This is a genomic window from Arthrobacter liuii (assembly GCF_014639275.1).
GTDB classification, from domain to species: domain Bacteria; phylum Actinomycetota; class Actinomycetes; order Actinomycetales; family Micrococcaceae; genus Arthrobacter; species Arthrobacter liuii.
The window spans coordinates 1-19,332 of sequence record NZ_BMFW01000015.1 but is presented as its reverse complement, the minus strand read 5'-3'; the positions used below and the strand labels follow the sequence as shown (position 1 = coordinate 19,332).

The following is a 19,332-nucleotide window of genomic DNA, read 5'->3' as shown; positions in this document are numbered from 1 at the left end:
CGTTCCCCCAGCGGGGGACGTCAGCCCCTTTTGGTGGGCTTCGGCGTCGGCGTAGGTGTGGGCGTCGGTGTTTCCGTTGGCGCCGGCGGCGGCGCAGGAGCCTTGGCCACCACGATGGTGATGGTCTTTCCCTGGGCAACCGCGGCGTTGACGGGGTCGCTCTGGTCCGTGACCTTGCCGGGCTCCACCTGGGAGTTTTCCACCTCGGTCACCGACGGCACCAGGCCGAGTTCCTTCAGTGCGGCTTCGGCCTCTTCGCGGTTGAGGCCACGCAGTTCCGGTACAACCACCTTGCCCGTGGAGACGATGAGCTCCACGCTGGTGCCCACGCCGACGCTTTGCCCCGGTGAGGGATTGGAGGTGATGACAATCCCGGCCGGAACGGTGGCGCTGTTGGCGGTGATGGTTGACGGGGCGCCGACCAGTCCCACCTGGCGCAGGATGTCCCGTGCCGCCGCTTCAGTCTTGCCCGGGAGGCTGTCCGGGACCTTCACCGAACTGGGTCCGTCGGAGACGTTGAGGATTACCTCGGCCCCCGGATCCAGCGAACCGCCCGCCGCGGGATCCGTCCCGATGGCGGTCCCCTTGGGCACCGTGTCATTTCTAGACCGTGCGATCCTGGGGTGAAGGCCTGAATTGTACAGTTCCTGGAGTGCAGCGGTTTCCGACATGGACGCCACCGACGGGATGGATACCTTGGGCGGAGCGGGAGCGGGCCGGTTCACCGTTTGGTACAGCCACAATCCGCCGCCGGCGAGGATCAGCAGGGTGAAGATCACCAGCGTCGCGATCCAGGCACGACGCCGGGACTTCTGCCGCGTGGTGCGCTCACGTTCCGGGAGGAAGCCAAGCGGGAGTGCCCCGGCGCCGTGGTCATCTTCGCCGTGCTCATCCGCCACTTCCAGCGGAACAGCTGGTGTGCCGTCGTCATGGAAGAGGGTGGTGGCGGCCAGCTGCCCGGTGGGTGCCTCATCAAGGAAGCTTGCGCCGGCTGCCGCGAATGCCTCCGTGGGAGGTGACGCTTGGGGAACGTGGTCATTCGGGTCCGTGGGTGCCTCCGACGCCGGTACTGCCGGGACAGCAACTCCTGCCTTTGCAGCCCGCAGGGCGCGCCGGAAGGCGGCGGCGTCCTGGAACCTGTCGTCCCGGTTCTTCTGCAGGGCCTTGGCAAGGACGGTATCCAGCGCTGGTGACACGTCCGCGTTGAGGCTGCTGGCCGGCTCAGGAATTTCGCGTACGTGCTGGTAGGCCACGGACACCGGGCTGTCCCCGACGAACGGCGGCCGCGAGGTCAGCATTTCGTAGAGCAGGCACGCCGCGGAGTAGAGGTCGCTCCGGGCGTCAACGGTTTCACCGCGGGCCTGCTCCGGCGAGAGGTATTGGGCCGTTCCCACCACTGCCTGGGTCTGGGTCATGGTGGCGGAGGAATCTGCGATGGCGCGGGCAATGCCGAAGTCCATCACCTTCACCGAGTTGGGGCCCGGGCAATACATCACATTGGCAGGCTTGATGTCCCGGTGCACAATGCCGGCCTTGTGGCTGTATTCGAGGGCGCCGAGGACGCCAAGGCAGTAGTCGATGGCCTGGCTGATGGTGACCTCATTGGCACGGATCAGTTCGCGCAGGGTCTTGCCCTCAACATATTCCATGACGATGTAGGGTACCCGGACGTCCTCTGCGGTGCCGTCGTGGACCACGTGTTCCCCGGTATCGAAGATGGCAACGATGGAGGGGTGGTTCAGGGCAGCAACGGCCTGCGCTTCACGCTTGAACCGTGCCTGGAACTGCGGGTCCCTGGCCATGTCGGGCCGGAGCAGCTTGATGGCAACGGTCCTGCCAAGGCGGGTATCGGTCCCACGGTAGACATCCGCCATGCCGCCGCGGCCAATGAGATCACCCAGCTCGTAGCGCCCGCTTAGGACACGCCGGTTATCCACCGGCAGGCTGTCCTCCCGATGCAACGGTGTGCGTGCTGACTCGTTCACTGATGGTCCCGACGTCTAAGGTAGGCAGGTTGGCGGCGCTCCGGGCGTTTGGCCGGCGGTGCAGGTGGGCAAGGGCGAGATGGGCGTCGGCCCCGCCACGGGTGACGATGAAGTGGGCGCAGGCGTTGGGGCCGCCGTAGTGGGCGCCGGTGTCGGAGCCGTGGCGTAGATGACCGTAATGAGCGAACCCTTGGGGACCGTCCCGGTGGGATTCAGTTCCAATACTGTCCCGGGCGTCGCAGAGCTCTCCTGGGGCAGGACCGTCACCTGGAGCCCCAGGCCTGCGAGGGCAGCCTGGACCTGCCGGTAGTCCTTGCCAAGGTACGCGGCCGGGATCACGTTGACGGTGGTTTGGGTGGGCTGCGTGGTGGGGGTGGGCGTTGGCGTGCTGCGCGTCTGCGTAGGCGTAGCCGACTGGGTGGTTTTAGTTGGCGTCGCCGACGAAGGGGGCGCGCTGCTTGTGGTGGTGCCGGACGTGGGGTTCCCGGCTGGCGAGAAGAGTCCCGCCTGGTTCAGGAGGAAGCCCACCAGGGCGAAAAGCAGCAACAGGATCAAGGCGACCAGCGGCCAGGTCCAGGGGCTGCGTCCCTTGCGCCGGGGCTCGTCGGAAGGCCCGTCGTCGTACGTTTCCTCCTCCTGGTCCCAGTTCCGTTCAGCCGCCAGCGCATTGGCGCGGGCCAGCGGCCCCTGCGGTGCCTCCCGTTCGGCGGCGGATGCACCCGCGGCCCCGGCAGCCATTCCGGCGGCCACGCCCGCTGCGCCCGCGCCCACCACCGGCAGGGCCGACGTGGCGGTGGGTGTGGAATCCCGCTGCGCGCCAATGACGCCGGTAGGGGCGGTGGCCGTGTCCACGGGGGCAGTGATGGGGCCGGTATCGGCGTCAAAAAGAAGCATGCCGGGTACGGCGGCGCGCGCTGCGCTTACATCCCCGTTGCGGATGGCCTCCGCTGCCTCCGCCAGCTTGATGGCATTCGCCGGCCGGTCCTTCGGGTCCTTGGCCAGCATGGACATCAGCAGGGCGCGCACGGGCGTGGGCAGGGTCTCCGAAAGCGGCGGCGGAGCGTCGTTCACCTGGGCCAGTGCGATGGCAATCTGGGATTCGCCGGTGAAGGGACGGTGGCCGCTAAGGCATTCGTACCCGATGACGCCCAGCGAGTAGATATCCGAGGAACCGGTGGCGGTTTGGCCGGTGGCCTGCTCCGGAGCCAGATATTGCGCCGTCCCCATGACCTGCCCGGTCTGGGTGAGGGGCACCTGGTCGGCGAGGCGGGCGATGCCGAAGTCCGTGACCTTGACCCGTCCGTCAGGGGTGATCAGGAGGTTGCCGGGCTTGACGTCGCGGTGGACCAGGCCCTGGGCGTGCGCAACGGCCAGCGCGCGGGCGGTCTGGGCGATGATCGACAGCGTACGGTCCGGGGACAGCACCTGCTCGTGTTCGATGATGCTGCTCAGCGGCTGCCCGGGGACCAGCTCCATGACCAGGTACGCTGAACCCTCTTCTTCGCCGTAGTCAAAGACGTTGGCGATGCCCACATGGTTCAGGAGGGCTGTGTGGCGGGCCTCCGCGCGGAAGCGCTGGAGGAATCCCGGGTCACCGGTGTACTCCTCCTTCAGCACCTTGATGGCGACGATGCGGCCCAGGACGAGGTCTTTGGCCTTCCAGACTTCCCCCATGCCGCCGATCGCAATCCGCGTGGTCAGCTGGAATCTGCCGCCGAGGGTGATTCCCGTTGTAGGCCTCACTTATTCAACACCGCCTCAAAAATCTTCTTCGCGTTGGGACTGGTCAGCTGTGCGCCGGTGGTGATGTTCACGCCCTCCATGACGATCGTGACACTCACCTGCGGATTATTTGCGGGGGCGAAGCCTGTGAACCAGGAGTTATTGGTTCCGTTTCCAAGCTCTGCAGTTCCTGTCTTGCCGGCGACCTGGATTCCCGGGACCGCCGCACCCTTTGCAATGCCTTCGCTCACCGCACTTGCCATCCACTCGGTGATCTGGCCGGCGATCTGCGGGGTGGTGGAGGTGCGAAGCTGCTGCGGCTGTGGTTCGTCGATGACCCGAAGGTCAGGGGAGCGCAGGGTCTTAATAAGGTTGGGCTGCATCTGCTTGCCGCCGTTGGCGATGGCGGAAGTCATCATGTTGATCTGCAGCGGCGTTGCGCGGACATCCTTCTGGCCAATGGCCGACTGCGCCAGGCCGGGGGCGTCCAGGTTGTCAGGGAACCCGTTGCCCAGCGCGTGGCCCAGCTTCAGCTGGTCCCCGACGTCCTCGCCGAACCCGAACTTCCTGGCCTGGTCGGCGATGGCGTTGCGGCCAAGGTCAAGGGCGATGCTTGCAAACGGGGTGTTGCAGGACTGTTGAAGTGCGAAGGCGAAGGTGGCGGTGTCCCTTGTGTAGCAGTTGCCACCCGCGTAGTTGGGCAGTTTGTACTGGATGCCGTCAAAGGACATCTCCGCGGGGTTGGGAAGGACGCTGTCCTTGTTGTACTTGCCCGAGGCGAGGGCCGCGGCCGTGTCCACGAGCTTGAAGACCGATCCCGGGGCCAGGAGTTCCCCGGTGGGGCCGCTGACGTTCTGGTTCAGGTTGATGCCCGGAACCTTGACCAACTCGTTTATGTTGGCCCGCTCCGCGGCAGCGTCCTGGGTGGCAACCAGGTTCGGATTGTAGGACGGCTTGGACGCCATGGCCAGGATGGCGCCGGTCTTGGGATTCGTCACCACGATCGAGCCGCGCTGGCCGTCAGGGATCAGGTTGTAGGCCAGCTGCTGGATCTGGGGGTCGATGGTGAGTTCAACTGACGCACCCTTGGGCTGGTTGCCAAGGAAGAGCTGACCCACCCGGTCCAGGAAGAGCTGATCCGAGTTGCCTGCGAGTTCGGCGGCCATGGACTGCTCCAGCCCGGTGGCACCGTAGTTCTTCGAGAAGTAGCCGGTGAGCCCGGCGTAGAGCTCCGGCTGCGGGTACGTTCGCTGGAACGTGCACGTCTCCGAACCCGTTTGTACCGACTCGGCCACGGGAGTCCCGCCAACGATGATGGCACCGCGGTCATTGCAGTAGTTCTGCAGGATGGCGCGCTGGTTGAGCGGATTGGTCTTGAGGTCGTCGGCCCCCACCACCTGCACAAAGCTGATAGCGCCAAAGAGCAGCGCAAACATGGCCACTGCGGCCACCCACGCGTGTCGAATTGCCTGGTTCACGACTGCTTCACCGCCTCGGTTGGAGTGTCAATGCCGGGGGCAGCGGCTGCCTCCGCAGGAGGAAGCGGGGTAGTGTCCACGGGGCCGCGGGCAGCGTGGGAAATCATCAGGAGCAGTCCCACGATGATCCAGTTCGCCAGCAGCGAGGAACCGCCCGCCGCCAGGAACGGTGTGGTGAGCCCCGTCAGGGGAATAAGCCGCGTGACACCGCCTATGACCACGAAGCACTGAAGGACCACCGCAAAGGACAAGCCGCAGGCCAGCAGTTTTCCGAACGCATCCCGCGTGCCGAGGGAGGCGCGGAAGCCGCGCGTGAAGAACAGCAGGTAAAGCAGGACAACGGCGAACAGGCCGATCAGGCCGAGCTCCTCGCCGAGTGAGGCGATGATCATGTCACTGTTGGCAAAGGGAACCAGGTCCGGGCGCCCCTGGCCAAGACCGGTGCCCACCAGCCCGCCGTTGGCCATTCCGAACAGGCCCTCAATGACCTGCCGGCTGCCGTTCTCGTAGACGTCGGGGGAGAAGGCGTTGAGCCAGCCGTAGACCCTCTGCTGAACGTGGGCGAACACCTGGGCAGCTACGAAGCCGCCGCCAATGATCAAGGCCAACCCAATCACCACCCAGCTGATCCGGCTGGTGGCCACGTAGATCATGACGATGAACAGGCCGAAGAACAGCAGGGAAGAACCCAGGTCGCGCTGGAAAACGAGTACGCCGATGCTTACAAGCCAGGCGGTGATCATAGGGCCCATGTCCTTGAACCGCGGAAACTGCATGGGGCCGATCTTGCGGCCGGCAAGCAGGATGAGATCACGGTTGGAGGAAAGATACCCAGCGAAGAATATGGCCAGGGTAATCTTGGCTACTTCGCCCGGCTGGAACGTCATGGAACCGAACCGGATCCATACCCGTGCCCCGAGGACTTCTCCGGCGCTGATCCCCGGAACCAGAGGAAGGATCAATAACAGGGCGGAGGCAGCCAGGGAGATGAAGGTAAAGCGGCGCAGGATGCGGTGGTCCTTCAGGAAGAACACGACGGCGATAGCCACAGCCATGGCGATGAGCGTCCACCGGAGCTGGTTGTTTCCCGTATCTCCGCCGGGGGCGTCCAGGCGGTGGATCATGGCGAGGCCCAGTCCGTTCAGGGCAACCACGATCGGAAGTATTACAGGATCGGCATATTTTGCGCGGAAGCGCAGCACGCCATGGAACACCAGGGCTGCTGCCGCCAGCAGGCTGGATTGGAACCAGAAGTCGGAATCGAAGGCCTTTTCCTGGTCCACGCCCACCATCATGTTGGCGCCGATGCCGACGGCGAGGGCCAGCAGCAGCAGCGCGAGTTCAACGTTGCGGCGAGGCTTCGGCGTTGTGCTTACCTGGCTCATCTGGCCACCTCACAGGTGATGGTGGGCGTGGGGGAAGGAGATGGCGTCGGCGTGGCGGAAGGAGATGGCGTCGGCGTGGCGGAAGCACCAGGAGCGGGGGGCGGCGTGGCGCTGGCTGCAGGGGACGGCCCGGTAGAAGCGGAAGCGGAGGCCGAGGGCGAAGGGCATTCCTGTTCCGGCGACGTGGTTCCCGTGAGCTCCAGGTTCTTCACGATCCGCTGCGCATCATAGAGGTCGTTGGCGGGAACGGTCTGCCGGACCCGCTGCTGCGAAAACGGCGGAAGTGAATCCATCCGGATCTCAGTCACGGCCTCAAGGGAGGACAGCTGGATGGGCCCCAGCCGCTGGGACACGCCGTTGTAGATGGCCACCCGGGAATCGAATTCGCCCACGTAGTAGCGCGTCTGCGTCCAGGCGTACCCGAGCCACAATCCGACGGCCACTACAAGCAGCACTGCGGCTGCAACGGACCACGCTACCCAGCGGCGCCGACGCAGCGGCGTTGGGGCGGCGGCCTCCACGTCAGCGGCCGGATCTGCCTTATGAGTGAGGAGCGTCGCTGCCCTCCGCGCCACGGTGCGGCCCGCCACCGTGGGGATGGAACCGGATTCGGCGGCGGCGGCAGCTGCGCCCACCAGCTCGTGTGGCCGCGAGGCAAGTTCTTCGCGGAGGACCTCAGCGGAGAGATGTTCCCCCAGATGCGGGTCGGTGCTGCCGAATTCCGGGGAACCCTCGTCCCCATCCTTGGCGTCGCCGTCCCGGGATTCCTGGTTGGAGCCTTCGCCGCTGGCGGTCTCCCTGCTCGCGGCTTCGGGGCCGGCGCCGGGTTTCTTTCCGTCGTCGGGAACGGAAGGAGCAGCTGCGGTGGCCGCCGCAGCACCTGCCGCGGCAGCGGGTTCACTGCCCTTCACGGGCGGGACGATTTCGACGGCGGCCGTGCTGACGTCGTCGGGCGTTTCCTCCACGATGTCCACCACCACAACGGTGACGTTGTCCGGGGAACCGGCCTCGAGGGTCAATTCGACGAGGGTTTCGGCGCATTCATGCAGGTTGTGGCTTTCCCGGACCGTCCGCTCCACGGCATGCCCGGCTACGTAGTTCAATCCGTCCGAGCACAGCAGCCACCGGTCGCCGGGCCGGGCGTCGAGGGTGTCCAGGTCCAGCTCCGGGCTGGCATCGACATCGCCCAGCACGCGCATGAGGACGTTTTTGTGCGGATGCGTTTCCGCTTCCTCGGGCCGGAGGCGGCCTTCGTCGATTAGCCGCTGGACGAATGTGTGGTCCACGCTGATCTGCTTGAATTCGTCATCGCGGAGCCGGTACGCCCGTGAATCGCCGATATGCGCGAAATGCAGTTTTCCCTCACCCAGCAGGAGGGCGGTGACTGTGGTGCCCATGCCTGCCAGCTTCGGGTTGATGTGCACCAGTTCGGAGAGCAGGGAGTTGGCCGTCTGGATTTCGTCGGCCAGGACTGTTCCGGCCTCCTCGCCGTGGCCAGGGCGGTCCAGGTGGATCATGTCCAGGACGGTTGCGGCCGAGGCGACGTCACCGCCGGCGTGTCCGCCCATGCCGTCGGCGACGACGGCGAGGTGGCGGCCGGCGTAGGCGGAATCGTCATTCTTCGAGCGGATCCGGCCGACGTCGGAGCGCGCCGCAAACCGCATGATAAGGGGCCGCTGTCCCGGACTGGAGCCGGTTACGGGGTTTTCAGCCACGGCCACGGTTACGGCCTCAATTCAATGACCGTCTTGCCGATTCTCACGGGTACCCCTGGCTCGACGGGCAGGGCACGGGTAAGTTGCTGGTCTCCCAAGTAGGTTCCGTTGGTGGAGCCAAGATCTTCGATGAACCAGCGGCTGCCCTGCGGGAAAAGCCTCGCGTGGCGGCCTGAGGCGTAATCGTCCTCCAGGACCAGGGTGGCTTCCTGGGCGCGTCCCAACAGGATGGGGCTGGCTGCCAGCGGGAGCGTCCTGCCCTTGAGTGGGCCTTCGACCACCACCAGTTGCCGGGCCTGCTGTTTCACGGGCTGCGGCGGTGCGTCGGCAAGTTCGGGGTTGCGCCGGACCTGGCGGGCGGTGGGTGCACCGGCGGCAGCCTTTCGGCCCACCATGAGGTCGCGGCGCATGGCGGAGACGATGCTGAAAATGAGTACCCAGAGGAGCAGCAGGAAGCCGAACCGCAGAGCGGTGATGGTGAGATCGCTCATGCATGGCCACCCTGGTTGGCAGGAAGCAGGCGGAAGATAATCTTTGTCCGTCCCATCGTGATGGTGGAGCCGTCGGTGAGTTCGGTGCTTCCGGAAACCTTCTGGCCGTTGACGTAGCTGCCGTTGGTGGACCCCAGGTCCACAGCGCTGGTGATCCCGTTGGCCGTGCGGATCTCCAGGTGGCGCCGGGATACGCCCGTATCCTCGATGTGGATATCTGCCTCGGATGACCTGCCCAGGACGATGGACGGGGCGTTCAGCGAATAGCGCTGGCCGTCGATGTCCAGTACCGGCTGGAGCCTGACAGGCTGCCGGCTCGGAGCGGCAGGGACGTTGGGCCTGGCGTAGGGCTGGGGCTGGGCGTCACCGGTGCCCTGTGACTTCTCGGTTGAGGAAGCGATTTCGAAATCACCGGCGCGAAGCCCCGTTTCCCGGCGGAAGGAAATCCGGACGGGACCCTGGAGGATGTAGCCCTGGCTGCGGACATGATTTATGACCACGTCGCAGAGTTCTTCGGCCAGCGGGGTGCCCCATTCCTGCGCCCGGCCAAAGTCGTCCTCACTGAGCTGGACGTCGAAGACGTTCGGCACCAGGGTGCGGCCGGCTGCGACGGTGAGGGCTTTGTGGTCCACCTCGCGGCGTAGCCTGCTGGCGATCTCCACGGGTTCGACTTGGGCTTTGGAACCGGTGGAGAAGACACCGCGGACGGCCTTTTCAATGCCACGTTCAACCTTGTCCAGCAGACCCATGGTTCTTCTCCTTTCCCCCCGGCTCCGGGGCAGTAGTTGTTGCTGGCCAGCACACGCGGGTCAGTCTGCCGCAGCGCGGTACGCCCTGCGGCGGCGGCCACTCCTACATCCGATACTACTGGCCGTCCCTGCGAATGACCTTAATCCACAACGGCCGGGTGCCTGCAAAAGTTCGCTTGCGCGGCCGTTTCAGCCCGCCCCCGCGCGGGGGCGGGCTGGCTACCGCCGGCCGTCTTACGACTGGCTTGTCGCGGTTCTTATCCGGTTTCAACGGGGTGCTGGGAGGGTTGCCGGCGGTCAATTGGTAATTTGCGGCATGTGTCCGTTATGCTTGATCTCGCTGCTTTTACGAGGCATGGAAACGGGAAACGGTCCGGCCAAGTGGAAGAAGTTGCGCGCGAGTGGCGGAACGGCAGACGCGCTGGCTTCAGGTGCCAGTGTCCGAAAGGGCGTGGGGGTTCAAATCCCCCCTCGCGCACGCAAATGAAAGAGCCCCGGTCTTCGGACCGGGGCTCTTTTGCATGTCCCCGTAATGGGCGTCGTTCCGTACACCACCCTCCTCCGGACTTTTCACCCGGGGATACACGGGTGGTTTGTCCGGAAGCGGGTGTCCTGGCGCCTCGTTGGTGTGCCCCGCCTAACTGGACGGCCGCGCCGAAGCCTTGAACCGGCGTCGTGAGTTGGCAAGGTGGCTGCGCATGGCAGCCGCCGCGGCAGCCTCGTCACTATCAGCAATGGCATCGCGGATGGACCGGTGCTCCAGCACCACCTGGTCGAAATGGTCCCGGGCGTAGTGTTCGACGCCGGTCATCAGCCGGGTGCGTGGCATCGCGATCATGGTCTGGCCCAGGGCTGCGAGGCAGTCGGAGTAATAGGGGTTGCCTGATGCTGCGGCCACAGCACGGTGGAACTCGAAATCGGACTTCATGGCGTGCGCCGGGTGGTCTGCGTTTTCGGTGAAGGCGTCCAGTGCGGTGCTGACGGCCCGCAACTGCCGGTCCGTGCGGTTCCGGGCGGCCAGTGCCGCGGCTTCCGTCTCCACGCCCATACGGAATGCCAGCAGGTGCAGCCTGTCTTCGGTAGTGGCAACGGGACGGAGCGCCGGCACTGCCGAAGATCCCTCAGCGGGGGGAGTCAGGGCGAAGCTGCCACGCCCGCGCTCGGTCTCAACGAGTCCCTCGGCCTGGAGCCGGGTGAGGGCGGCCCGTACCACGGTCCGGCTGACGCCAAAGTCGCTGATGAGCGTGTTCTCGCTGGGCAGTTTGTCGCCTGGCTGGATCACGCCGTCGACGATGCGGGTGCGAAGGTCAGCGGCTAGGTCCGCGGTGAGGTTCCGGCTCATGGGTCAAGATTACGCGCCGAACTCCGCGCTCTCGGTGGTCCAGGAGCGGGCCTGGTCGCTAAGGGTTACACCCAGGCCGGGGCGGTCGGGGACGATCATGCGGCCGTCCTTGGTTTCGAGGCCTTCGTTGAAGAGTGGGTCGAGCCAATCGAAGTGTTCCACCCAGGGCTCGCGCGGGTAGGCGGCGGCGAGGTGCAGGTGGATTTCCATGGCGAAGTGCGGGGCCAGGCCCAGCCCGCGTTCGTCCGCGAGGGCGGCGAGGCGGAGGAACTGGGTGATGCCGCCGACGCGCGGGGCGTCGGGCTGGATGATGTCGCAGCCGTTGGCGGCGATGGGGCCCTTGTGCTCGGCCACGGAGGCGAGCATTTCGCCGGTAGCGATGGGGGTGTCCAGGACCTGGGCCAGGTGGGCGTGGCCTTCGAAATCGTAGGCGTCCAGGGGTTCTTCGATCCAGACCAGGTCGAATTCCTCGAGGCGGCGGCCCATGCGCAGGGCGGTGGCCCGGTCCCACTGCTGGTTGGCGTCCACCATGAGCGGCACGTCGGGGCCGATGTGCTCGCGGATGCCGGCGACGCGGCGCAGGTCTTCCTTGCTGTCCGGCAGGCCCACCTTGATTTTGATGCCGCCGATGCCTTCCTCGATGGACTGCGTTGCGCGTGCCTTCACTTCCTCAAGGCTGGCGTTCAGGAAGCCGCCGGAGGTGTCGTACGTCCGCACGGAGTCGCGGTAGGAGCCGAGGAACTTCGCCAGCGGCAACCCTGCGCGCTTGGCCTTGAGATCGTACAAGGCGATGTCGACGGCGGCGAGGGCCTGGGTGGCGACCCCGGACCTTCCTACCGAGGCGGCTGCCCAGAGGAGTTTGGTGTAGAGCTTGGCGATGTCGTTGGGGTCCTCGCCGATGAGGCCTTCGGCGACTTCCTTGGCGTGGGCGTACTGGGCGGGGCCGCCGGCGCGCTTGGAGTAGCTGAAGCCGATGCCGGAGTGGCCCAGTTCGGTGGTGATCTCAGCGAAGAGGAAAACCACCTCCGTCATGGGTTTCTGGCGGCCCGTGAATACCTTGGCGTCGCTGATGGGGACGGCGAGCGGGAGGCGGGCGGTGGACAGCTTGACATGCCGGATCAGGTCGACGGTGCTCATGGATGCTCCTAAAGGCGGGGGGGCTTCGTCGCCCACCATCTTAGGATATAAGCCAGCTACTTGTATTACAAGTAGCTGGCTGGGCTCCCTGTCACGCAGCCGGAGCGGTATTACGCGACAGTCCAATAAGGATGAGCGCTGCGAAGGCCACGATGGCGCAGATGCCGAACACGCCCTGGTATCCAAAGCCCAGGCCCGGGCCGGCCGCGATGATCACACCGGAGACTATCGCTCCGATACGCCTGGTGTTGGTGAACAAGCCGGACGCGAGGCCTGGCCGGGGGATGAGGTCCTGGAACAAGGTCAATCCAATGCCTGCGACGGTGCCGAAGAACCAGGCATTTAGGGGTTGGGCGGCGATCAGCAACTCCGGTCCTGTTATTAAGGTCATGGCAGCGTAGTAGCCAACGCCGGCGATGCAGCCGGTCGCGAGGAGTGCCTGGCTTGAGAGCCGGCGGCTCAATTTTCCGATAACCAGCAGCGCAGGAATCTCCAGCAGCGCAGAGATTCCCAGTGCGACGCCTGACCATACCAGCGGGAGCCCGAGGCGTTCGGTGACGAAGAGGCTCATGACCGATACCGCTGCACTGTTGGTCGCCTGCAGGGCAACGAAGCCGGCGACAATGGGGACAACGGCCCTGCGGTGGACGGATTGCCCGCTGGCAAGGATGGCCGGATCCGGGTCTGGTTCCACGCTGTTTGCCGTGCGGCGCTTGGCGATCATGACAGCGGTGGTGGCCATGTTGAGGAGTGCGACGGCGGCCAGCACCGGCAGGATGGCACGGTTTCCAAGGGATCCCATGATGAAGGTGGCCAGCGGCGGCCCCGCTACCCAGGCAAAGGACACGATTGCGCGTACGTTGATCACCTCTGAGGGGGCGGCTTTGGCGTGCTTCATCTCGGCGAACAGGAGGGAAACGCCGACGCCCGCGGGACCACCGAGGACGACGAGGGCCACCACCGCGACCGGGAGGGCTGTGGCTATGGCGAGGGTTCCGGCGAGGGCCAGGGTGAGTGCTCCACATGCCAGGAGCGGCCGCAGGTAGTCCCTTCTCCTGTCGGCCCACGACGGTATTCCCAGTGCGGCCACGAACCCACTGGCGTTATAGATGGCGAGGACCCATCCAACATCGGCCGGACCTGCGTCGTACAAACCGACCAGCAGCAGTGCGAGGACGGGGTTCAGAAGTGCGAATTGCAGGCCCCAGCACAAGGCGGCGGACGACGTCAGGAGCGGAGTCGCGGCAGTGGCCGCAGGGGGTGCCAGGCCGCGCCGCGACTTGGTCTCGGCTGATTGGTCTTGTCCTGTCCGCACGTCTTCTCCTACCCGGCGAAGACGTTTCTTCGCCCCACGCAATAGTAGGAAGGCGCGGCGGGACCAGGGAGGGACTGCGGATACCTGCCTCGGCACGCCGAAACATGCATCTCAGCCCCGGAGCGCCCCCAGGCCGGAAACCAGCGCATCGAGTCCAAGCGAAAAGGCGGCGTCGGCCTGCCGCCCGCGCTCCGGACCGGGCGCCGTGCCGTCCTGGCCCGTGGCGGCACTCCTTACGGCCGCGGTGAAGTACGGGGTGGAACCGGCCATGGAGCCTGAATCGAAGATGTCTTCCGGAGCGGTGACATCGTATGCAGAGCCGAAAATAAAGGACTCAAGCGCAACGATGGCGGGAATAATGCGCTCCCGGGGGAAGCCGGCGTCGAGGAAGCCCTTGCTGACGGTTTCGTACATGGCAAGGGTCTGCGGCGCGTCCGTGACGGGCAGGACGGCGATCACGGGAATCAGCGGAGTGTGTTCTGCGAAGACGTCCCGGTAGCTCCAGGCCCAGGTGCAAACGGCGTCCTCCCAGCTGCCGCCGCCGAATCCGGAGACGTCCACCAGGGACATCAGGTGGTCCTCCACCAGGAGCAGGACGTCCTGCTTTGACGCCACGTGGTTATAAAGGGCGGAGGGCGCCACGTCGAGCACCTTGGCCAGGGCGGCCATTGTCAGCCCGTCGTAGCCTTTGCGGCGGACCAGCTCCAGCGCAGCCGCCGTAATTCCGGACTTGTCCAGCACTGCCGCGGACGGACGGCCCGCCCGCCTCCTCTGCGCTCCGCCAATGCTGGTGGAGCGTCCCTCTGCGGCTGATACTGCCGGCATTGCTGCCCTTTCGTCGATGTCCCCTGCATTATTCCACCCGGCACTTCCGCTCCCGGCGGGCAACAGCTATAGTTCTACTAAATGAACGGCATTCATTTAGCGGTCCCCGTCACCAACCGGCCGCAGAGAGGACATCATGCTGAACCTGAACCGCGACGTCGTGGTGGTGGGAGCCGGGCCGTCCGGAGTTACTGCCGCCCGTGAACTGAAGAAGGCGGGCCTCACCGTTACCGTGCTCGAGGCCCGAAACCGCGTGGGCGGCCGCACCTGGACCGACACCGTGGACGGTGCCATGCTCGAGATCGGCGGACAGTGGGTCTCACCGGACCAGACCGCCCTCCTGGAACTGCTTGACGAGCTGAAGCTGGACACCTACCCGCGCTACCGCGAAGGGGAGTCCATCTACATCGGTGCGGACGGCGCCCCCGTGCGCTACACCGGCGACACCTTTCCCGTGGATCCGGACATCGCCGTCGAGATGGACCGCCTGGTGGCCCTGCTGGACGGACTCGCCGCGGAAGTCGGCGCCAGTGCACCGTGGGCGCATCCCAAGGCGCGTGAACTGGACCGCCGCGTGGTGGGCGGGATGCAGCAGGTCTCGCTGCTGCAGGCGCGGGAACTGGGTGGCGACATCGTCCTTAACTCCCCGGTGCGCACGGTCAACTGGGAGCCGGACGCCGACGGCGGCCACTGCGTGACCGTCGAATGTGACCGCGCAACCGTCAATGCCCGGTTCGTGATCATGGCGGTGCCGCCGAACCTCTACTCCCGCGTCTCCTTCAATCCGCCGCTGCCGCGCCGCCAGCACCAAATGCACCAGCACCAGTCCCTGGGCCTGGTCATCAAGGTGCATGCCGTGTACAGCACGCCGTTCTGGCGGAACGCCGGACTCTCCGGCACCTGCTTCGGCGCGGATGCCCTGGTCCAGGAGGTTTATGACAACACCAACCACGCCGACCCGCGCGGCACCCTGGTGGGCTTCGTTTCCGATGAAAAGGCCGACGCCGTCTTCGAGTTGGGTGCCGACGACCGCAAGCGCGCCATCCTCAAGTCCATTGCCGGCTACCTGGGTGACGAGGCCCTCGCCCCGGAGGTCTACTACGAATCCGACTGGGGGTCGGAGGAGTGGACCCGCGGCGCCTACGCAGCCAGCTACGACCTGGGGGGCCTCCACCGGTACGGCAAGGACCAATTGGCGCCGGTGGGCCCCATCTACTGGTCCTCCTCCGACCCTGCTGCCGAGGGGTACCAGCACGTGGACGGCGCCATCCGCATGGGCCGCATCACCGCGGCGCGCGTCGCCGAAGTGGCAAAGGTGGCGGTACTCGCCGGCTGGTAAATAAGCATGCTTACTAATAGGCTGGCGGCGGGGAGCGTCCCCGACTTCAGACGAACGAGGTGAGGCATGACTGACGCCCAGAGCATCAGCAAGGTTACGGAGATCATCAACGATTCCAAGATCGGAATGGTCACCACCATCAATGAAGAAGGCGCCCTCGTCAGCAGGCCGCTGGCCGTCCAGGAGGTCAAGGACGACGGCGACATGTGGTTCTTCACGGGCCTTGGCACCTCGCAGGTTGCGCATGTCCGGGCTGATTCGCGCGTCAACGTTTCCTTTGGCAAGAACACCGAGTGGGTTTCCGTCGCCGGTACCGCCGAGGTGGTTACGGACCGGGCCAAGATCCGCGAGCTGTGGAACCAGGCGGTTGAGGCGTGGTTCCCGGACGGTCCGGACACCCCCGAGGTGTGCCTGCTGCACATCGATTCGGACTCCGCCGAGTACTGGACCAGCCCGGGCGGCACGGCCGCCACGGTGCTGCAGTGGGTCAAGTCGAAGGTGACTCACAGCCGGATGAGTGTTGGTGAAAGCGGCACCGTGGAGCTGTAGCGCCGAATAGTGATAGGGGCGGGGCGGCTAAGGCTGCTCTGCCCCTTTCAGCGCCTGGAGGACTGCCGGCAGGAGAACTTCATTGCGTCCCCATACGGGATCCATGATTTCCACATACCAGGAGTCCGCGAGCAGCAGTGCCAGGGAATCGTTGGTTTCGTCCGCCCAGTCCCGGATCTGTGCCTCCTCCACGGGGTTTTCGCTGGAGCCGAGCACGGTAGCGATTTCTGGTCCCGCCAGGGTCACCGGAATGGCGGCGCTGCTTGCCTCGCCGGGCGCGTGGGCCACCGTGACCAGTTCGGTGCGGGTGGATAGCGCCAGCAGATCAGCGGCGGTGGCGGCGCTGCAGAAGCCGGTGACGTACTGGCGCTGTGCCGCCCCATCGGCAAGAATTCCCGGCTGGGACTCCTTGGTGAACAGCCCGTTCCGGTTCAGTTCAGCCAAGGGCGCTGCGATGGGCCTGGTCTCGTCGTCGAAGCCCGCAGCAAAGTGCCCGGGCTGGTACGAACTCCCGCCTTCCAGCCACCGGGCCGTCAGTTCGCCGGCGGCCTCCAAGGTAGTGGCCTGCCGCCAGACTCCACGGTCCTCCAGCAGCCGGCCAAACTTGTCATGGACAGGCAGTTGCTCAGGCTTCATCTTTGGATGCTATCGCCGGGCGTGTGGACCGATCCACCGCCCGCGACACAGCACTTAACCTCTGCCAGCCTGCTGGACGGGCAGGGCGGCCGGGATTCCCGCCGCCCGTTCCGCCGCAGCCAGGGACGCAGCCAGGCTTCCGACGGCGTCCGGGTAGCCCTTGTGCGTGGCCGTCCGAAGCTGGTCTGCGGTCCGCATTGCCTTGATCAGTGCGGACGTCTCCGGCAGCCGCACGTCGGTCAATGCCGGGTAGTCGATGTTGCAGGCCGGATCAAGCTCGTAGCGCTGCCACCGCAACATGAGTTCGTCATGCTGCATCCGCGCGGCCTGGTGTGCAGAAAGCTGCTGCCGCTGTTCACGCTGGGCGGCGCGCCACGCCAGGAACCCGGGGCTGACGCGGTAGGAGGCAATGCCGGAAGCTGTGGCCGCCCCGGCCAGAACCAGTCCCGCCCAGGGCGATGCCAACGCGGGGATCAAGAGGGCAGGAAGGGCAACGCAGGAACCCAGGAAAAGGTCCCAGAAGAGCTGGTCCGCACCCTCCGGTGCGCGACCTTTGGGCGCCAGGGCCCGGCGTCGTACAACGAAAACGGTGGCGGCCACGCTGGCAACCAGGACGGGACCGCACAGCAGGACCGCCCACGCGCCCTGAAGCAGTCCGTGCATCAAAGACTCCGCCACGACTGGCATCCTGCACCTCCAGCGCCCTTCATTCTTAGTCAAGGCTTGGGCCCGGCCGGGAAGCCCGGACTGGTCCTTCCATTGGACCGTCTTCCGGGCACAGCGTCAATGGCTGGAAAAGGGGAGGCGCGGCACTGCAAACGCCGCGGGGACGGGCGGTACCGTGGGACCATGCGACTCAAAATGTGCAGCATCCACGTCCAGGATCCCGCCGCCGCCCACGCCTTCTACACCGGGACACTGGGCTTTGACACCCTCATGGCCATGCCGGAGTACAACCTCTACATCATCAAGGACCCAGGAGCGGACGACAGTTCGGTGGGGCTGCTCCTGGAGCCGAGCGACAATCCGATGGGCGCCAACTACATGAACGCCGTGCGCGAGGCCGGCCTTCCCGCCATCGTCTTCGGGGTTACCGATGTGCAGGCGGAGTACGACCGGCTGGTGGCTGCCGGGGTCAGCTTCAAGAGTCCGCCCGTAACGGATTCATTCGGGACCAGCGCCGTGTTCGACGACGGCTGCGGCAACTACATCCAGATCCACCAGGACTGAGGACCGGGAGGACTGACAATCGGCTATGCCTGCGCCCGGTCCTTCTTTGCCTGCTTCTTCGCGGCCTCGTCCTTCACGCGCTGGGCTTCAGCGCGGACGGCTGCGTGCGTTGCACGTTCGGTGACCAGCCACTGCGGCGGAGCCTGCAGCAGCGCGGTGATTTCCGCCGTCGTCAGTGCTTCCTCCACGCCACCGCGCGCCAGGCCGCTGATGGACACGTTGAGCTTCTGCGCCACCACGGGTCGGGGATGCGGGCCGTTGCGGCGGAGATCTGCAAGCCATTCCGGGGGATTGGCCTGCAGCTCGGCGAACTCCTCGCGGGTAATGGATGAATCCTGGAACTCCTGCGGCGTCGCCGGCAGGTAGATGCCAAGTTTCTTGGCAACAGTGGCCGGCTTCATGGACTGGGAGTTTGCAGAGGTCATGCTTCAAGGGTATCCGGGCGACGGGTACTGTGAAGACGTGCCCGCCGACAATACCCCCACGCCTGATGCCCAAACCGGCCCTGACGAGGCGGCACCGCGGGTGCTGCGCATCGCCTACGTGGCGGGGGTGACACCGGGCAAATGGATCCGCCGCTGGGAAGAGCGGATGCCGCATATTCCGCTTGAGGCATTCATGGTCGACGACGGCGCCCAGCTTGGAGTGCTGGTCGACAAGAAGGCAGACATGGGCTTCGTCCGCCTGCCCATCGAACGGGAGGGCCTCAGCGTCATCCCGCTGTACGAGGAACAGCCGGTGGTGGTGGCCCCGAAGGGCCACGAGATCTCGGTATTCGAGGAAGTGGAGCTTGCCGACGTTGCGCAGGAGTCGTTTCTTGACGTCGCGGCCCTGGGCGGACCGGAGGCCGCGCTCCAAGTGGTTGCCGCCGGTGCAGGCCTGCTGATCCTCCCCATGTCGGTGGCCCGCCATTTCAACGTCAAAGACACCGTGGCGCGCAGGCTTACCGGCGCCGAGGGAACCGAAGTGGCGCTGGCGTGGCCCATGGAGGCCACGGATGAGGTGCTCGAGGAATTCATCGGGGTGGTGCGCGGCCGCACCGCCCAGAGTTCACGCCAGCCCTCTGCCCAGCCGGAGAAAGTAAAGAAGGAGCCGAAGCCGGACCGCCGCGGTAGCGGGGCCAAGAAGGCGCCCAAGGTGGCGCAGCGGTACGCCCCCAACCCGGACAAGGGCCGCGGCCGGGGTTCACGGAAAAAGGGCAAGCGCTAGCCTCCGACCCTGTGGGCCTCCGCTTATAGGCCAGGACAACAGGAAAGCCGGCCCTGCAGTGTGCGGAGCCGGCTTTGCTGTTGGTTCTGGTTACCCACGCGGATTAGGTGTTTTGGACGTTGTCTTTGGCGTCGGTGGTGCGGTCTTTGACGTCGGTGGCGGCTTGTTGGCCTTCGGTTTTGACGTTTTGGGCGGCGTCGGTGGCGGTGGCCTTGACGTTTTCCA

General features: G+C 65.8%; 18 protein-coding genes and 1 tRNA gene. 5 read left to right on the top strand and 14 right to left on the bottom strand.

What is annotated here, in order from left to right; translation table 11 throughout:
- Window positions 1-20: 20 nt before the first annotated feature.
- Genes pknB through IEW19_RS14480 form a run of 7 tightly spaced genes read right to left on the bottom strand, consistent with a single transcriptional unit; the run spans window position 21 to window position 9,525 of the window.
- Window positions 21-1,985 carry a Stk1 family PASTA domain-containing Ser/Thr kinase gene (pknB, locus tag IEW19_RS14510; RefSeq protein ID WP_308419999.1) on the bottom strand — a complete coding sequence of 655 codons (1,965 nt, stop codon included), beginning with the start codon at window positions 1,983-1,985 and terminating at the stop codon, window positions 21-23.
- A 15-nt stretch (window positions 1,986-2,000) separates the two neighbouring features.
- The gene (locus tag IEW19_RS14505; protein ID WP_188572325.1) at window positions 2,001-3,728 is read right to left on the bottom strand and encodes a protein kinase domain-containing protein; all 1,728 of its coding nucleotides are present in this window, start codon (window positions 3,726-3,728) and stop codon (window positions 2,001-2,003) included.
- Window positions 3,725-5,185, bottom strand: a complete 1,461-nt coding sequence (locus IEW19_RS14500) for a peptidoglycan D,D-transpeptidase FtsI family protein (RefSeq protein WP_188572324.1) — start codon at window positions 5,183-5,185, stop codon at window positions 3,725-3,727. Before IEW19_RS14500 ends, IEW19_RS14505 begins: the two co-directional genes overlap by 4 nt.
- On the bottom strand, window positions 5,182-6,570 hold the full coding sequence (locus IEW19_RS14495) for an FtsW/RodA/SpoVE family cell cycle protein (protein WP_188572323.1): 1,389 nt from the start codon (window positions 6,568-6,570) through the stop codon (window positions 5,182-5,184). The genes IEW19_RS14500 and IEW19_RS14495 overlap by 4 nt, the downstream gene beginning before the upstream one ends.
- Window positions 6,567-8,291: a PP2C family protein-serine/threonine phosphatase gene (locus tag IEW19_RS14490; protein WP_373283614.1), complete on the bottom strand. Its 1,725-nt coding sequence runs from the start codon at window positions 8,289-8,291 to the stop codon at window positions 6,567-6,569. Before IEW19_RS14490 ends, IEW19_RS14495 begins: the two co-directional genes overlap by 4 nt.
- Window positions 8,292-8,293: 2 nt before the next feature.
- Window positions 8,294-8,776, bottom strand: coding sequence for an FHA domain-containing protein FhaB/FipA (locus IEW19_RS14485; RefSeq protein ID WP_188572322.1), 483 nt, complete (start codon window positions 8,774-8,776; stop codon window positions 8,294-8,296).
- Window positions 8,773-9,525, bottom strand: coding sequence for an FHA domain-containing protein (locus IEW19_RS14480; protein WP_188572321.1), 753 nt, complete (start codon window positions 9,523-9,525; stop codon window positions 8,773-8,775). The genes IEW19_RS14485 and IEW19_RS14480 overlap by 4 nt, the downstream gene beginning before the upstream one ends.
- Before the next feature lie 395 nt (window positions 9,526-9,920).
- On the opposite strand from IEW19_RS14480, the gene IEW19_RS14475 reads away from it, so the two are divergent.
- A tRNA-Leu gene (locus IEW19_RS14475) sits at window positions 9,921-10,003 on the top strand.
- Window positions 10,004-10,162: 159 nt separating this feature from the next.
- Here the strand turns inward: IEW19_RS14475 and IEW19_RS14470 are convergent.
- The 4 genes from IEW19_RS14470 to IEW19_RS14455 all read right to left on the bottom strand — a co-directional run bounded on the left by IEW19_RS14470 (window position 10,163) and on the right by IEW19_RS14455 (window position 14,144).
- Window positions 10,163-10,867 (bottom strand): FadR/GntR family transcriptional regulator, encoded by a 705-nt coding sequence (locus IEW19_RS14470; protein ID WP_188572320.1) that lies wholly within the window; start codon window positions 10,865-10,867, stop codon window positions 10,163-10,165.
- Window positions 10,868-10,876: 9 nt separating this feature from the next.
- Window positions 10,877-12,004, bottom strand: a complete 1,128-nt coding sequence (locus IEW19_RS14465) for an L-talarate/galactarate dehydratase (protein ID WP_188572319.1) — start codon at window positions 12,002-12,004, stop codon at window positions 10,877-10,879.
- Between the two features lie 91 nt (window positions 12,005-12,095).
- Window positions 12,096-13,319, bottom strand: coding sequence for an MFS transporter (locus IEW19_RS14460; protein WP_229748487.1), 1,224 nt, complete (start codon window positions 13,317-13,319; stop codon window positions 12,096-12,098).
- 111 nt (window positions 13,320-13,430) lie between these two features.
- A complete protein-coding gene (locus tag IEW19_RS14455) occupies window positions 13,431-14,144 on the bottom strand; it encodes a TetR/AcrR family transcriptional regulator (RefSeq protein WP_229748486.1) in 714 nt (237 codons plus the stop codon).
- 136 nt (window positions 14,145-14,280) lie between these two features.
- Here IEW19_RS14455 and IEW19_RS14450 point away from each other — a divergent pair, with 136 nt between their 5' ends.
- Window positions 14,281-15,483, top strand: coding sequence for a flavin monoamine oxidase family protein (locus IEW19_RS14450; RefSeq protein WP_188572318.1), 1,203 nt, complete (start codon window positions 14,281-14,283; stop codon window positions 15,481-15,483).
- 66 nt (window positions 15,484-15,549) lie between these two features.
- A complete protein-coding gene (locus tag IEW19_RS14445; RefSeq protein WP_188572317.1) occupies window positions 15,550-16,032 on the top strand; it encodes a pyridoxamine 5'-phosphate oxidase family protein in 483 nt (160 codons plus the stop codon).
- Between the two features lie 27 nt (window positions 16,033-16,059).
- Here IEW19_RS14445 and IEW19_RS14440 read toward each other — a convergent pair whose 3' ends face one another.
- The gene (locus tag IEW19_RS14440; RefSeq protein WP_188572316.1) at window positions 16,060-16,668 is read right to left on the bottom strand and encodes a DUF6919 domain-containing protein; all 609 of its coding nucleotides are present in this window, start codon (window positions 16,666-16,668) and stop codon (window positions 16,060-16,062) included.
- Between the two features lie 54 nt (window positions 16,669-16,722).
- Window positions 16,723-17,355, bottom strand: a complete 633-nt coding sequence (locus IEW19_RS14435; RefSeq protein ID WP_188572315.1) for a hypothetical protein — start codon at window positions 17,353-17,355, stop codon at window positions 16,723-16,725.
- A 162-nt stretch (window positions 17,356-17,517) separates the two neighbouring features.
- On the opposite strand from IEW19_RS14435, the gene IEW19_RS14430 reads away from it, so the two are divergent.
- On the top strand, window positions 17,518-17,898 hold the full coding sequence (locus tag IEW19_RS14430) for a VOC family protein (protein WP_188572314.1): 381 nt from the start codon (window positions 17,518-17,520) through the stop codon (window positions 17,896-17,898).
- 23 nt (window positions 17,899-17,921) lie between these two features.
- On the opposite strand, the gene IEW19_RS14425 is transcribed toward IEW19_RS14430, so the two are convergent.
- Complete coding sequence (locus tag IEW19_RS14425) at window positions 17,922-18,323, bottom strand: DUF5997 family protein (RefSeq protein WP_188572313.1); 402 nt, start codon at window positions 18,321-18,323, stop codon at window positions 17,922-17,924.
- Here IEW19_RS14425 and IEW19_RS14420 point away from each other — a divergent pair.
- Complete coding sequence (locus IEW19_RS14420) at window positions 18,286-19,107, top strand: LysR substrate-binding domain-containing protein (protein ID WP_188572373.1); 822 nt, start codon at window positions 18,286-18,288, stop codon at window positions 19,105-19,107. The genes IEW19_RS14425 and IEW19_RS14420 overlap by 38 nt on opposite strands.
- Window positions 19,108-19,332: the final 225 nt, after the last annotated feature.